Origin of the sequence: Pseudomonas sp. MWU318 (assembly GCF_016756945.1) — a bacterium.
GTDB lineage: Bacteria > Pseudomonadota > Gammaproteobacteria > Pseudomonadales > Pseudomonadaceae > Aquipseudomonas > Aquipseudomonas putida_A.
Genome location: NZ_JAESJL010000004.1, coordinates 363,010 through 376,307, shown reverse-complemented (window position 1 = coordinate 376,307; position 13,298 = coordinate 363,010). Strand labels below are relative to the sequence as shown.

The 13,298-nt window shown below is 60.2% G+C and carries 13 protein-coding genes; 12 read left to right on the top strand and 1 reads right to left on the bottom strand.

Annotated features, from left to right (window positions below; translation table 11 throughout):
* Positions 1-100 precede the first annotated feature (100 nt).
* The 7 genes from JN524_RS12810 to ispD all read left to right on the top strand — a co-directional run bounded on the left by JN524_RS12810 (position 101) and on the right by ispD (position 7,856).
* A complete protein-coding gene (locus JN524_RS12810) occupies positions 101-1,048 on the top strand; it encodes an acetyl-CoA carboxylase carboxyltransferase subunit alpha (RefSeq protein WP_064586192.1) in 948 nt (315 codons plus the stop codon).
* Positions 1,049-1,171: 123 nt separating this feature from the next.
* Positions 1,172-2,500: a tRNA lysidine(34) synthetase TilS gene (tilS, locus tag JN524_RS12805; protein WP_202369568.1), complete on the top strand. Its 1,329-nt coding sequence runs from the start codon at positions 1,172-1,174 to the stop codon at positions 2,498-2,500.
* Between the two features lie 274 nt (positions 2,501-2,774).
* On the top strand, positions 2,775-4,406 hold the full coding sequence (locus JN524_RS12800) for a CTP synthase (protein ID WP_003222153.1): 1,632 nt from the start codon (positions 2,775-2,777) through the stop codon (positions 4,404-4,406).
* Positions 4,407-4,410: 4 nt separating this feature from the next.
* Positions 4,411-5,256 carry a 3-deoxy-8-phosphooctulonate synthase gene (gene kdsA / locus JN524_RS12795; RefSeq protein ID WP_098967470.1) on the top strand — a complete coding sequence of 282 codons (846 nt, stop codon included), beginning with the start codon at positions 4,411-4,413 and terminating at the stop codon, positions 5,254-5,256.
* A 156-nt stretch (positions 5,257-5,412) separates the two neighbouring features.
* Positions 5,413-6,702: a phosphopyruvate hydratase gene (eno, locus tag JN524_RS12790; RefSeq protein ID WP_003222156.1), complete on the top strand. Its 1,290-nt coding sequence runs from the start codon at positions 5,413-5,415 to the stop codon at positions 6,700-6,702.
* A gap of 171 nt (positions 6,703-6,873) precedes the next feature.
* Positions 6,874-7,152 carry a cell division protein FtsB gene (ftsB, locus tag JN524_RS12785; RefSeq protein ID WP_007964293.1) on the top strand — a complete coding sequence of 93 codons (279 nt, stop codon included), beginning with the start codon at positions 6,874-6,876 and terminating at the stop codon, positions 7,150-7,152.
* Positions 7,149-7,856 (top strand): 2-C-methyl-D-erythritol 4-phosphate cytidylyltransferase, encoded by a 708-nt coding sequence (gene ispD, locus JN524_RS12780; protein ID WP_202369567.1) that lies wholly within the window; start codon positions 7,149-7,151, stop codon positions 7,854-7,856. The genes ftsB and ispD overlap by 4 nt, the downstream gene beginning before the upstream one ends.
* An 88-nt stretch (positions 7,857-7,944) precedes the next feature.
* Here ispD and JN524_RS12775 read toward each other — a convergent pair whose 3' ends face one another.
* Complete coding sequence (locus JN524_RS12775; RefSeq protein ID WP_202369566.1) at positions 7,945-8,841, bottom strand: LysR substrate-binding domain-containing protein; 897 nt, start codon at positions 8,839-8,841, stop codon at positions 7,945-7,947.
* A 117-nt stretch (positions 8,842-8,958) separates the two neighbouring features.
* Here JN524_RS12775 and JN524_RS12770 point away from each other — a divergent pair, with 117 nt between their 5' ends.
* From JN524_RS12770 to surE, 5 genes are all read left to right on the top strand, one after another.
* Entirely contained in the window at positions 8,959-10,071 is a 1,113-nt protein-coding gene (locus tag JN524_RS12770) for an S-(hydroxymethyl)glutathione dehydrogenase/class III alcohol dehydrogenase (protein ID WP_027611042.1), read from the top strand.
* A gap of 65 nt (positions 10,072-10,136) precedes the next feature.
* Positions 10,137-10,982: an S-formylglutathione hydrolase gene (fghA, locus tag JN524_RS12765; RefSeq protein WP_103367846.1), complete on the top strand. Its 846-nt coding sequence runs from the start codon at positions 10,137-10,139 to the stop codon at positions 10,980-10,982.
* 43 nt (positions 10,983-11,025) lie between these two features.
* Entirely contained in the window at positions 11,026-11,499 is a 474-nt protein-coding gene (gene ispF / locus JN524_RS12760; RefSeq protein ID WP_202369565.1) for a 2-C-methyl-D-erythritol 2,4-cyclodiphosphate synthase, read from the top strand.
* The gene (gene truD, locus JN524_RS12755; RefSeq protein WP_202369564.1) at positions 11,496-12,554 is read left to right on the top strand and encodes a tRNA pseudouridine(13) synthase TruD; all 1,059 of its coding nucleotides are present in this window, start codon (positions 11,496-11,498) and stop codon (positions 12,552-12,554) included. Before ispF ends, truD begins: the two co-directional genes overlap by 4 nt.
* Positions 12,542-13,291 carry a 5'/3'-nucleotidase SurE gene (surE, locus tag JN524_RS12750; RefSeq protein ID WP_202369563.1) on the top strand — a complete coding sequence of 250 codons (750 nt, stop codon included), beginning with the start codon at positions 12,542-12,544 and terminating at the stop codon, positions 13,289-13,291. Before truD ends, surE begins: the two co-directional genes overlap by 13 nt.
* Positions 13,292-13,298: the final 7 nt, after the last annotated feature.

The window sequence follows — 13,298 nt, the reverse complement described above, 5'->3', positions numbered from 1 at the left end:
TTTTAATCTCGACCTCAGCGCGCCTCTCCCTTAAGGTAGGGCGCGAATAGACAACCGGCCGGCCCAAGCTCATTTGGGACACGACCCAAGACGGACGCCTATGAACCCGAATTTTCTAGATTTCGAACAGCCGATCGCCGACCTGCAAGCCAAGATCGAAGAGTTGCGCTTGGTCGGTAATGACAATTCGCTGAATATCGGCGATGAGATCTCCCGCCTGCAGGACAAGAGCCGCACGCTGACCGAAGACATCTTCGGCAAGCTGACCAGCTGGCAGATCGCACGCCTGGCGCGTCACCCGAAACGCCCGTACACCCTCGACTACATCGAGCACATCTTCACCGAGTTCGACGAACTGCACGGTGACCGTCACTTCTCCGACGACGCGGCCATTGTGGGCGGCGTGGCACGCCTGGAAGACCAGCCGGTGATGATCATCGGCCACCAGAAGGGCCGTGAAGTGCGCGAGAAGGTACGCCGCAACTTCGGCATGCCGCGTCCGGAAGGCTACCGCAAGGCCTGCCGTCTGATGGAGATGGCCGAGCGCTTCAAGATGCCGATCCTGACCTTCATCGACACCCCGGGTGCTTACCCGGGCATTGACGCTGAAGAGCGTAACCAGAGCGAGGCTATCGCCTGGAACCTGCGCGTGATGTCGCGCCTGAAGACCCCGATCATCGCCACCGTTATCGGTGAAGGTGGTTCCGGCGGTGCACTGGCGATCGGTGTCTGCGATCAGCTGAACATGCTGCAATATTCGACCTACGCGGTGATCTCGCCGGAAGGTTGCGCTTCGATTCTGTGGAAAACCGCCGAAAAAGCGCCGGACGCCGCAGAGGCGATGGGCATCACTGCCGAGCGCCTGAAAGGCCTGGGTATCGTCGACAAGGTAATCGGCGAGCCACTGGGTGGCGCCCACCGTGATCCGGCCGCTGCTGCTGCGTCGATCCGTGCCGAGCTGAGCTCGCAACTGGCGATGCTGAAGAAGTTCGACAACGAAGCGCTGCTCAAGCGTCGTTACGATCGTCTGATGAGCTACGGTCTCTAAGTCGACTGCGAGCACCCCTGTAGGAGCTGCCGCAGGCTGCGATCTTTTGATTTTGCTCTATCAAGGTCAAAAGATCGCAGCCTGCGGCTGCTCCTACAGGGTTTTTAAGAAGCGACCCTCTCTATGAATCCTTCGAAGAGTGATTTGCCGTCGCGGCTTATGTTGAGTCTTGAGCCTTGGCGCAACGCCGCTCACTGGCGTATCGCCTTCTCCGGTGGTCTCGATTCCACTGTCCTGCTGCATCTGCTGGCCCATCTCGCCAGACACCATTCCCTGCCGGCGCTCAGCGCCATCCATATCCATCACGGCCTTCAGGCTGCGGCCGATGTGTGGCCGGAACATTGTCAGTCGGTCTGTGATGCGCTGGGCGTTTCTTTGCAAGTGATTCGGGTGTCAGTACAACCCGGCGCCAGTCTGGAGCGGGCAGCGCGGGAGGCGCGGTATGCGGCGTTCACCTCGCTGACCGAGGCGGATGAGGTGCTGCTGACCGGGCAACACCGTGATGATCAGGCCGAAACCCTGCTGTTTCGCTTGATGCGCGGTGCCGGTGTTCGCGGACTTTCGGCGATGCCGGCGCAGCGACCGCTGGGGCAGGGCACGCTGCTGCGGCCAATGCTCGATATCACGCGCTCCGAGCTTGAGGCTTACGCACGCGCGCATCAGTTGCACTGGATTGAAGACCCGTCGAACCAGGATCGGCATTTCTCGCGCAATTACCTGCGTCATCAGGTGCTGCCGTTGCTAACCGCGCGCTGGCCGCAGGCGCAGGCGAGCATGGTCCGCAGCGCGGCGCACCTGCGTGAGGCGCAAAGCTTGCTCGATGAGCTGGCGCAGCTCGATCTGGCGCAAGCCTCCACGCCGAGCGAGTTTCCATGGCTGGGCTTGCCATCGCTGGAGCTGGCGCCGCTGGCGAATTTGTCCGCCGCTCGTCAGCGCAACGCACTCAGCCACTGGCTCCAACCGCTGACTCGGCTGCCCGACACTGACCATTGGTCGGGTTGGGACGACCTGTGCGGTGCTGCCAACGATGCATCCCCGGTCTGGCGTCTGGCCGATGGCGAACTGCATCGCAGCGCCGGCCGGCTCTGGTGGTTGAGCGGCGACTGGCTGCGAGCGCCGACGGGCAGTGGTGAGTGGCCTGACCCGTCGACAGCGCTGCGCTTGGCGAATAACGGGCGTGTCATGTTCAGCGGGCAGACTCCCGTCGGGCCATTGCGGATTGGCTATCGGCAGGGCGGCGAGGTAATGCATCTGGCGGAGCGCGGCCATCGCGATCTCAAGCGCCTGCTCAATGAGCGCGGGGTGCCGGGCTTCGTCCGTGGCAGATTGCCGCTGCTGTTTCGCGGCGCAGAATTGCTCGCGGTGGCGAACCTGCCGGGGCTTGACGGGCAGGGGCAGGACGGCTGGAAATTGCATTGGCAGCCAACAGACGAAGATCAAGGTTTGAGATGAAAGGGGCATTCCGGTAGACTACGCTCCCTTCTTGATACAACTTCTGTGGATTCGCCTGAATTGCAGGAGTTGCCGATTACCAAGCAGTCTTTGCTGGGCGATTCCAAAAAATGTGTAGCGAGCAACGTACCGGTGTTTCATCTGCCGGTCTGTCCCAACGCGGCGGTTTTTTTGAAAGGTGCACTGTGATTAATGCAGGTGATCGGGGGCTTCGGCCTTCCTTCGCTTTCCCCGGCGGCTCGTACCGCTTTAACGCAGACTTCTAGGGTTTTTCATGACGCGCTACATATTCGTCACGGGCGGTGTTGTTTCTTCATTGGGGAAAGGCATTGCCTCGGCTTCATTGGCAGCCATCCTGGAGGCGCGGGGACTTAAGGTCACCATGCTCAAGCTGGATCCGTACATCAACGTCGATCCGGGCACCATGAGCCCGTTCCAGCACGGTGAAGTGTTCGTCACCCACGACGGCGCCGAGACCGACCTGGATCTGGGCCACTACGAGCGGTTCATCCGCACGACCATGACCCAGAACAACAACTTCACCACTGGCCGTGTCTACGAGCACGTGCTGCGCAAAGAGCGCCGTGGTGACTACCTGGGTGCAACCATCCAGGTGATTCCGCATATCACTGACGAGATCAAGCGTCGCATCATCAAGGGTGCCGGCGATGCCGACGTGGCCCTGGTGGAAATCGGCGGTACCGTTGGCGACATCGAATCGCAACCGTTCCTCGAAGCCATCCGTCAGTTGCGTGTGGAAGTCGGCTCCAAGCGCGCGATGCTGATGCACCTGACCCTGGTTCCGTACATCGCCACTGCCGGCGAAACCAAGACCAAGCCAACCCAGCACTCGGTCAAAGAGCTGCGTTCGATCGGCCTGCAGCCAGACGTGCTGATCTGCCGCTCCGACCATCCGGTGGATGTTTCGTCGCGTCGCAAGATCGCGCTGTTCACCAACGTTGAAGAGCGTGCGGTGATCTCCCTGGAAGACGTCGACACCATCTACAAGATCCCGGCCGTGCTGCATGCCCAGGGTCTGGACGATTTCGTCGTCGAGCGTTTCGGCCTGCAATGCAATGGCGCCGACCTGTCCGAGTGGGAAAAGGTCGTCGATGCCAAGCTCAACCCAGAGCACGAAGTCACCATCGCGATGGTCGGCAAGTACATGGAGCTGCTGGATGCCTACAAGTCGCTGATCGAAGCGATGAGTCACGCCGGCATCACCAACCGTACCAAGGTCAACCTGCGTTACATCGATTCCGAAGACATCGAGAACCAGGGCACTGCGCTGCTCGAAGGTGTCGACGCGATCCTCGTTCCGGGCGGCTTCGGTCTGCGCGGCGTCGAAGGCAAGATCACTGCCGTTCAGTACGCTCGTGAAAACAAGGTTCCATACCTGGGCATCTGCTTGGGCATGCAAGTGGCGGTCATCGAGTTCGCCCGTAACGTGCTGGGCTGGAAAGACGCCAACTCCACCGAGTTCGATCGCGCCAGCGGCCATCCGGTCGTGGGTCTGATCACCGAGTGGGAAGACGCCACCGGCGCCGTTGAAGTGCGTACCGAAGCGTCCGATCTGGGCGGCACCATGCGCCTCGGCGCTCAGGAATGCCTGCTCGAAGCCGGCTCCAAGGTGCACGATTGCTACGGCAAGGACGTGATCGTTGAACGTCACCGTCACCGCTACGAAGTGAACAACAACCTGCTGCCACAAATCATCGAAGCCGGCCTGAAAATCTCCGGTCGCTCCGCTGATGCCGCACTGGTTGAAGTGGTCGAAGCGCCGGATCATCCATGGTTCGTCGCTTGCCAGTTCCACCCGGAGTTCACCTCGACGCCACGTGACGGTCACCCGCTGTTCAGCGGTTTCGTAAAAGCTGCGTTGGCTCAACACCAGAAGAAGGCGTAACCCGATGGCACAGAAGATCATCCGCGTTGGCAACATCGAAATCGCCAACGACAAGCCCATGGTGCTGTTCGGCGGCATGAACGTGCTGGAAAGCCGTGACATGGCCATGCAGGTTTGTGAAGAGTACGTGAAGGTCACCGAGAAACTCGGTATCCCTTACGTGTTCAAGGCCAGCTTCGACAAGGCCAACCGGTCTTCTGTGACTTCGTATCGCGGCCCTGGCCTGGAAGAAGGCATGCGCATCTTCCAGGACATCAAACAAGCCTTCGGCGTGCCGATCATCACCGACGTCCACGAGCCGGATCAGGCCGCGGTCGTCGCTGAAGTCTGCGACATCATCCAGCTGCCGGCCTTCCTGTCGCGCCAGACCGATCTGGTCGTCGCGATGGCCAAGACCAACGCTGTGATCAACATCAAGAAAGCCCAGTTCCTCGCGCCTCAGGAAATGAAACACATCCTGAACAAGTGCGTGGAAGCGGGTAACGATCAATTGATCCTCTGCGAGCGTGGTTCGAGCTTCGGCTACAACAACCTCGTGGTCGACATGCTCGGCTTCGGCATCATGAAGCAGTTCGAGTACCCGGTATTCTTCGATGTGACCCACTCGCTGCAAATGCCTGGCGGTCGTTCCGACTCCGCCGGCGGGCGCCGCGCACAGGTTACCGATCTGGCCAAGGCGGGCATGAGCCAGTCGCTGGCTGGTCTGTTCCTCGAAGCGCATCCGGATCCGGACAACGCCAAATGCGACGGCCCTTGCGCCTTGCGTCTGGACAAACTGGAGCCATTTCTGGCCCAGCTCAAAGCTTTGGACGAACTGGTGAAGAGTTTTCCGACGGTAGAAACCGCGTAAAGCTCAATTCTCCGGTAAAGTACCGCACGATTTGTCGCACATGCCCTCGGGCATGTGCGTTGTCGTCTGCAAGCTGCCCGCTGCACACCACTTGCCGACGGTCAAAAGATTTCCTCTAGCTGCGTCGTTTTCGTCAACTTTGGAGTGTTTACAACAATGGCAAAAATCGTCGACATCAAAGGTCGTGAAGTTCTCGACTCCCGTGGCAATCCCACCGTGGAAGCGGACGTGCTTCTCGACAACGGCATCATCGGCAGCGCCTGCGCGCCTTCCGGTGCATCCACTGGCTCGCGTGAAGCGCTCGAGCTGCGTGATGGCGACAAGAGCCGTTACCTGGGCAAAGGTGTGCTCAAGGCGGTAGCCAACATCAACGGTCCGATCCGCGATCTGCTGCTGGGCACCGACCCAAGCGACCAGAAAGCCCTCGACCACGCGATGATCAAGCTCGACGGTACCGAAAACAAGGCAACCCTGGGCGCCAACGCCATCCTTGCCGTATCCCTGGCTGCGGCCAAGGCGGCTGCACAGGACCAGGATCTGCCACTGTACGCACACATCGCCAACCTGAACGGCACCCCGGGTGTGTACTCGATGCCGGTTCCGATGATGAACATCATCAACGGTGGCGAGCACGCCGATAACAACGTCGACATCCAGGAATTCATGGTGCAGCCGGTTGGCGCCAAGACGTTCTCGGAAGGTCTGCGCATGGGCACCGAGATTTTCCATCACCTCAAAGCTGTGCTGAAGGCCCGTGGCCTGAGCACCGCCGTTGGCGACGAAGGCGGTTTCGCACCGAACCTGGCGTCCAACGAAGACGCGCTGAAAGTGATCTCCGAAGCCGTGGCCAACGCCGGTTACAAGCTGGGCACCGACGTGACCCTGGCGCTGGACTGCGCGGCCAGCGAATTCTACGAAGACGGCAAGTACAACCTGTCCGGCGAAGGCCAGGTGTTCACCGCTGAAGGTTTCGCCGATTATCTGAAAGGCCTGACCGAACGTTATCCGATCATCTCGATCGAAGACGGTCTGGACGAGTCCGACTGGGCTGGCTGGAAGATCCTCACCGACAAGATCGGCGAGAAGACCCAGCTGGTTGGTGACGACCTGTTCGTGACCAACACCAAGATCCTGAAAGAAGGCATCGATAAAAAGATCGCCAACTCGATCCTGATCAAGTTCAACCAGATCGGCACCCTGACCGAAACCCTGGAAGCCATCCAGATGGCCAAGGCTGCCGGTTACACCGCGGTGATCTCGCACCGTTCGGGCGAAACCGAAGATTCGACCATCGCCGACCTGGCCGTGGGCACTTCGGCTGGCCAGATCAAGACCGGTTCGCTGTGCCGTTCCGACCGCGTTTCCAAGTACAACCAACTGCTGCGTATCGAAGAGCAGTTGAATGGCAAAGCCAAGTACAACGGTCGCTCCGAGTTCCGCGGTTAAGCTGTAGATGTTAAAAAGACACCGGATTGTGTCGGAAAAGTCGTGACAGCGATGGATTTGCCACTAATCTGATGCCTTATATGCACAAGCCTGGATCTTCCAGGCTTCGTGCTATCAGACGTTTCAAAGTTTTCGCGTGGCTGTCTTTTTTCACTGGATACCTGATATTCGATGCGCAGTCCTTACTGGTTGTTTCTCGTTTTGCTCTTGCTGCTGGCCGGTCTGCAGTACCGCCTGTGGGTGGGCAATGGCAGTCTGGCGCAGGTCGCCGAGCTGAAGCAGCAGATTGCTGATCAGCACGCCGAGAACGAAGGCCTGCTGGAGCGCAATCGGGTGATGGACGCTGAAGTCAGCGAATTGAAGAAAGGCATGGAGACCGTTGAAGAGCGTGCTCGCCATGAGCTGGGCATGGTCAAGGACGGTGAAACCCTTTACCAGCTCGCGCAATGATCGATTCCCTGCCGGCCTTCTGGGCCGTGATTCCTGCCGCGGGTGTCGGTGCCCGAATGGCCGCGGACCGTCCCAAGCAATACCTGCAACTGGGCGGGCGCACAATTCTCGAACACAGCCTCGGCTGTTTCCTTGATCACCCGAGCCTCAAGGGGCTGGTGGTCAGTCTGGCGGTTGATGATCCTTATTGGCCAAACCTGGCTTGCGCCAGCGACTTGCGGATTCAACGGGTCGAGGGCGGCGCGGAGCGTTCCGGGTCGGTGCTCAACGCCTTGCTGCATCTGCATGCGCAGGGTGCGGATGATGATGACTGGGTGCTGGTGCACGATGCGGCACGACCCAACCTGAGTCGCGACGATCTCGACAAGTTGCTGGCTGAACTGGCGGATGATGCCGTCGGCGGTCTGTTGGCCGTGCCGGCGCGCGATACCCTGAAGCGGGTCGACAAGCACGGTCGTGTGCTCGAAACCGTGGATCGCAGCGTGATCTGGCAAGCCTATACGCCGCAGATGTTCCGCCTCGGAGCCTTGCATCGAGCGCTGGCTGACAGTCTGGTGGCGGATGCGGTGATTACCGATGAAGCCTCGGCGATGGAGTGGGCCGGTCTGGCGCCGCGCCTGATCGAAGGGCGAGCGGACAACCTCAAGGTCACCCGGCCGGAAGACCTGGAGTGGTTGCGCCAGCGTTGGGCTAACCGCCGCTGAAAGATCAAAAGATCGTAGCCTGCGGCAGCTCCTATAGGGAAAACGCGAACTCCCTGTAGGAGCTGCCGCAGGCTGCGATCTTTTGCTTTTAAATTCGATACTCCGGCCGCTCGGCCAACCCTTCCTTCAAGAAATCCACCAGCTTGCGCACCTTCGGCGACAGATGTCGCTGCTGCGGATATAACGCCCACACCGCCGTATTCGGTGGCTGATGCGCCTCCAGTAGCGAAATCAGCGCCCCGCTGTGCAAATGCTCCAGCACGTAATAGTCCGGCAACTGACATAAACCGACCCCTTGCAGCGCCGCATCCAGCACCGCCTGCCCACTGTTGCAGCGCCAGTTTCCCTGCACGCGCTGGGAAAATTCCCGGCCGTTCTGTTCCAGTTGCCACAGATCCGAACTGCCGATCAGACAATTGTGCCGACTTAGTTCCGACAGGCTGTGTGGGCGGCCATACCGTTCCACGTAGGACGGAGACGCGCACAGATACATCCGACGCGGCGCCAGGCGGGTGGCGACCAATCGAGAATCCTGCAATCGGCCCAGCCGGATCGCCAGATCCAGTCCCTCATGCACCAGATCGAGTTGACGGTTGCTCAGCTCGATATCGATCCGCAGCTGCGGGTACAGCCCCATGAAGCGCGTCACCAGCGGTACGATGAACCGTTCGCCATAGGCTACGGCGCAGGTCATGCGTAGCATGCCTTTCGGTTCGCTGGTCAGGTCGCCGACCGCGCGCAGGGCTTCTTCGCGACCGTCCTGCAGGCGCTGGCAATGCTGCAGAAAAGTCTGTCCGGCTTCGGTCAGGGTTACGCGACGGGTGCTGCGGTAGAGTAGACGTGTCTGCAACCGATCCTCCAGCCGTACGATTTGTCGACTGATGTGTGAGGAAGAAACCCCAAGGCGTTCGGCCGCAGCGGTGAATTGGCTGCATTCGGCGACGGCGACGAACTCGTCGATACCTTCCCAGCGGTTTTCGGACATCTGATTATCCCTGTACAGCAATAATATTTTGCATTTGTCCGGATTATTAATCAGATGGTGCTGAACTACACTGCCGGTCTGGTTTTTTTTATTCAATGGATTCACTGGAGAGTCAGCATGATCAAGTCGCGCGCCGCCGTTGCCTTCGAGGCCAAGAAGCCGCTGGAAATCGTAGAAGTCGATGTGGCCATGCCCAAGGCCGGTGAAGTGTTGCTGCGCGTGGTGGCTTCCGGGGTTTGCCACACTGACGCCTACACCCTGTCCGGCGCGGATCCGGAAGGTATCTTCCCGTCGATCCTCGGCCACGAAGGTGGCGCGATCGTTGAAGCCATTGGCGAGGGCGTAACCTCAGTCGCCGTCGGCGACCACGTGATTCCGCTGTACACCCCGGAATGCGGCCAGTGCAAATTCTGCAAGTCGGGCAAGACCAACCTGTGTCAGGCGATTCGTGCCACTCAAGGCAAAGGTCTGATGCCGGACGGTACTTCGCGCTTTTCCTACAAGGGCCAAACGATTTTCCACTACATGGGTACTTCGACGTTCTCCGAGTACACCGTACTGCCGGAAATCTCCGTGGCGAAAATCGCCAAGGATGCGCCGCTGGAAAAGGTCTGCCTGCTCGGTTGCGGCGTAACCACCGGTATCGGCGCGGTGATCAACACCGCCAAGGTCAAGCCGGGTGACACTGTGGCGATCTTCGGTCTGGGCGGCATCGGTCTGTCGGCCGTCATCGGTGCAGTGAAGGCCAAGGCCGCGCGGATCATCGCCATCGACATCAACCCGGCCAAGTTCGAGATCGCCAAGCAGTTGGGCGCCACCGATTGCGTCAATCCGAAAGACTTCGATCGTCCGATCCAGGAAGTGATCGTCGACATGACCGACGGCGGCGTCGACTTCTCCTTCGAGTGCATCGGCAACGTGCAACTGATGCGCGCGGCGCTGGAATGCTGCCACAAGGGCTGGGGCGAATCGGTGATCATCGGTGTCGCCGGTGCCGGTCAGGAAATTTCAACCCGTCCGTTCCAACTGGTGACCGGTCGCGTCTGGCGTGGTTCGGCATTTGGCGGCGTGCGTGGCCGTACCGAGCTGCCAAGCTATGTCGACATGGCGCAGAGCGGCGAGATTCCGCTGGATACTTTCATTACCCACACCATGGGTCTGGAAGACATCAACAAGGCCTTCGACCTGATGCACGAAGGCAAGAGCATCCGCACCGTCATTCATTTCTGATCAATCGCGACGCCACGGCTACAGACCTTGAAGGTTTATAGCCGGGGCCGCGTAGGAGTCTTTACATGAGTCTGGAAAACATCTCCTGTCAGAAAAGTTTCGGCGGCTGGCACAAGCGCTATCGCCACCGTTCCGACGTGCTCGGCTGCGACATGGTATTTGCCGTGTACTTGCCGCCACAGGCGGAGCAGGGCGGCAAGCTGCCGGTGCTGTACTGGCTGTCCGGTCTGACCTGCACTGATGAGAACTTCATGCAAAAGGCCGGGGCGATGCGCATGGCTGCCGAGCTCGGTCTGATCATTGTCGCGCCGGACACCAGTCCGCGTGGCCCGGACGTGCCGGGTGATCCAGATGGCGCCTGGGATTTCGGTCTCGGTGCCGGGTTCTACCTGAATGCCACGCAGGAACCATGGTCGCGGCACTATCGGATGCATGACTATGTCGTGCAGGAATTGCCTGCATTGGTTGAAGCGCATTTCCCGGCGTCGGACAAACGCAGCATCAGCGGCCACTCCATGGGCGGTCACGGTGCACTGGTCTGCGCGCTGCGCAACCCGGGGCGTTATCAGTCGGTGTCGGCGTTTTCGCCGATCAACAACCCGATGGATTGTCCATGGGGGCAGAAAGCATTCTCGCGCTATCTGGGCGAAGACCGTTCCAAGTGGAAAGAATGGGATGCCTGCGCGCTGATTGCTGAAGCCGACGAGAAACTGCCGTTGCTGGTCGATCAGGGGGATCGCGATGACTTCCTCGCCACGCAGCTCAAACCCGAAGCCCTGCAACAAGCTGCAAAACAAGCGGGTCATCCGCTGACGCTGCGCCTGCAACCGGGCTACGACCACAGCTATTTCTTCATCTCAAGCTTCATTGACGACCACTTGCAGCATCACGCACGCGCCCTGCGCGGTTAATGCAGGTAGAATCACGCCCTGACAAAAATCGGGGCGTTTTTTTATGCGTATTGGCCACGGCTACGATGTTCACCGTTTCGCTGAAGGCGATTTCATTACTCTGGGCGGCGTGCGCATTGCACACGGCTTCGGGCTGCTCGCTCATTCCGACGGTGACGTCCTGCTGCATGCCTTGAGCGATGCCTTGCTCGGCGCGGCCGCGCTGGGCGATATCGGCAAGCACTTTCCGGACACCGATCCGCAATTCAAGGGCGCCGACAGCCGTGTGCTGCTGCGTCATGTGGTCGCGCTGATCCACGCCAAGGGCTGGAAAGTCGGCAACGTCGACAACACCATCGTCGCTCAGGCGCCGAAAATGGCCCCGCATATCGAAACCATGCGCGCGTTGATCGCCGCCGATCTGCAAGTTGAACTGGATCAAGTGAACGTGAAAGCTACCACCACCGAAAAGCTCGGCTTTGTCGGTCGCGAAGAAGGCATCGCCGTGCATTCCGTTGCCTTGTTGCTGCGCGCATGAACGAACTGCAATTGCTTGGCCCGCGGGCCTATGGCGAACCACTCGGCACTGCGGTTCTGAAAGCCATCGCCGAAGATTTCCAGGTCGATGAAGTGCTCGACATCCCTTTCAGCGGCGATGGCGAACACCTGTGGATCTGGGTCGAAAAACGTGGCCTGAACACCGAAGAAGCCGCGCGCCGAATTGCCAAGGCTGCCGGCGTGTCGTTGCGCACCGTCAGTTATGCCGGGCTCAAGGATCGTCAAGCGTTGACCCGTCAGTGGTTCAGCGTGCAACTGCCGGGCAAGGCCGACCCGGATCTGTCGGCGGCGGAAAACGACACGCTGAAGATCCTCAAGACCACGCGGCACAAGCGCAAGCTGCAACGCGGCGCGCATTCGGCCAACGGCTTCACTTTGCGCCTCACCCAGTTTGCCGGCGACAGGGACGCGATCGAACAGCGTCTGCAGCTGATCGCCAAGCAAGGCATTCCCAATTATTTTGGCGCCCAGCGTTTCGGCCATGACGGCGGCAACGTCGTTGATGCGCGTGCCTGGGCGGCACGCAAGGCATTGCCCGAGCAGCGCAATGTGCGTTCGCGGCTGCTGTCGACGGCGCGCAGTTTTCTGTTTAATCAAGTGCTGGCGGCGCGGGTTGCCGACGGCACCTGGCAGCAGGCGCAGGTCGGCGATCTGCTGGCGTTCACCGACAGCCGCAGTTTCTTCCCGGCGGGTGTTGCCGAATGCAGTGACCCGCGCCTGGCGATTCTCGATCTGCACCCGACCGGTCCGCAGTGGGGCGAAGGTGACTCACCCGCCGCTGGCGCTGTCCATGATCTGGAGCAGGGGATTGCCGAGCGTGAGGCGGATCTGCGCGATTGGTTGATCAATGCCGGAATGAGCCACGAACGTCGCATCCTGCGGCTGCCCATTGGCGGGTTGTCGTGGCATTATCCCCAGCCTGACATTCTGCAACTGGAATTCGTCCTCCCGGCCGGATGCTTCGCCACCGTATTGGTGCGCGAACTCGTTGATCTGGTGCCGGTGGGGCAGACGGACAGCCCATGCGTATTCTGATTTCTAACGACGATGGGGTAACCGCACCCGGTCTCGCCGCGCTTTATGCTGCGCTGGCGGATTACACCGAATGCGTGGTTATCGCCCCGGAGCAGGACAAAAGCGGCGCCAGCAGTTCGCTGACGCTCGACCGTCCGTTGCACCCGCAATACCTGGCCAACGGTTTCATCAGCCTCAACGGTACGCCGACCGACTGCGTGCACCTGGGCCTCAACGGCCTGCTGGAGCGCGAGCCGGACATGGTGGTTTCCGGGATCAATCTCGGTGCCAATCTGGGCGATGACGTGCTGTATTCCGGCACTGTGGCGGCAGCCCTCGAAGGACGCTTTCTCGAGCGCCCTTCGTTTGCGTTCTCGCTGTGTTCGCGACAGGTGGACAATCTGGCGACAGCCGCACATTTCGCGCGCAAACTGGTCGAAGCCCACGCCGGGCTGGACCTGCCGCCGCGTACGGTGCTGAACGTGAACATTCCCAATCTGCCGATCGATCATATTCGTGGCATTCAACTGACCCGTCTGGGCCACCGCGCCCGGGCTGCGGCGCCAATGAAGGTGGTCGACCCGCGTGGCAAGTCGGGCTACTGGATTGCTGCGGCCGGCGATGCCGAAGACGGCGGCCCGGGCACTGACTTTCATGCGGTGATGCAGGGGTATGTGTCGATCACGCCATTGCAGCTCGATCGCACTTTCAATGATGCCTTCAGAAGTCTCGACGGCTGGCTGGAGGAACTGCGCTGATGGCTCG

Excerpts from the sequence above, each read along its gene's own strand:
- JN524_RS12810 (WP_064586192.1), top strand. The coding sequence starts at position 101 with ATGAACCCGAATTTTCTAGATTTCGAACAGCCGATCGCCGACCTGCAA.
- tilS (WP_202369568.1), top strand. The coding sequence starts at position 1,172 with ATGAATCCTTCGAAGAGTGATTTGCCGTCGCGGCTTATGTTGAGTCTT.
- JN524_RS12800 (WP_003222153.1), top strand. The coding sequence starts at position 2,775 with ATGACGCGCTACATATTCGTCACGGGCGGTGTTGTTTCTTCATTGGGG.
- kdsA (WP_098967470.1), top strand. The coding sequence starts at position 4,411 with ATGGCACAGAAGATCATCCGCGTTGGCAACATCGAAATCGCCAACGAC.
- eno (WP_003222156.1), top strand. The coding sequence starts at position 5,413 with ATGGCAAAAATCGTCGACATCAAAGGTCGTGAAGTTCTCGACTCCCGT.
- ftsB (WP_007964293.1), top strand. The coding sequence starts at position 6,874 with ATGCGCAGTCCTTACTGGTTGTTTCTCGTTTTGCTCTTGCTGCTGGCC.
- ispD (WP_202369567.1), top strand. The coding sequence starts at position 7,149 with ATGATCGATTCCCTGCCGGCCTTCTGGGCCGTGATTCCTGCCGCGGGT.
- JN524_RS12775 (WP_202369566.1), bottom strand. The coding sequence starts at position 8,841 with ATGTCCGAAAACCGCTGGGAAGGTATCGACGAGTTCGTCGCCGTCGCC.
- JN524_RS12770 (WP_027611042.1), top strand. The coding sequence starts at position 8,959 with ATGATCAAGTCGCGCGCCGCCGTTGCCTTCGAGGCCAAGAAGCCGCTG.
- fghA (WP_103367846.1), top strand. The coding sequence starts at position 10,137 with ATGAGTCTGGAAAACATCTCCTGTCAGAAAAGTTTCGGCGGCTGGCAC.
- ispF (WP_202369565.1), top strand. The coding sequence starts at position 11,026 with ATGCGTATTGGCCACGGCTACGATGTTCACCGTTTCGCTGAAGGCGAT.
- truD (WP_202369564.1), top strand. The coding sequence starts at position 11,496 with ATGAACGAACTGCAATTGCTTGGCCCGCGGGCCTATGGCGAACCACTC.
- surE (WP_202369563.1), top strand. The coding sequence starts at position 12,542 with ATGCGTATTCTGATTTCTAACGACGATGGGGTAACCGCACCCGGTCTC.